This is a genomic window from Photobacterium sp. DNB22_13_2 (genome assembly GCF_052873915.1).
The window spans coordinates 1-388 of sequence record NZ_JBNNXU010000065.1; the positions used below are offsets into that span (position 1 = coordinate 1).

Sequence of the window (388 nt, forward strand, 5' to 3'; positions counted from 1 at the left end):
GTATGCACGCACGTTCCAGGTATCCGCAGCCAGCGTTGACGCGTCGCCGGAAAAGAACGGATCGCGTGGCACCCTGCGCAGGAACATCAGCAACCCGCCCTTGGGGTCCTTCGCATCCTTGACGCCGTCCGCCAGCACCGCGAGCGATGGCGGATAGCCGGACGCGCCCGCCTCGTGCTCCACCGACCCCGAGTCGCTCGCGTCCTTGTAGGCGTCGATCGCGGTGCGGATCTCGCGCAGCGCCACCCGCAGTTCCTGCTCCTTCTCGCGCTGCACGGCCAGCTCGGAAAGCGGCACGATGGCCGAGGCGATGGGCGTGAACACGGCGTGGATGAAGGTGGTGATCTTCGTGTTTGCGGCCGTGCTGGCGTGCATCTCGGGCTTTCTC

General features: G+C 67.0%; 1 protein-coding gene. It reads right to left on the reverse strand.

Translation table 11 applies throughout. From position 1 onward, the window contains the following. Nucleotides 1–388: hypothetical protein (locus tag ACVA58_RS27810; RefSeq protein ID WP_446513486.1), on the reverse strand; the 388-nt coding region annotated here is incomplete at both ends.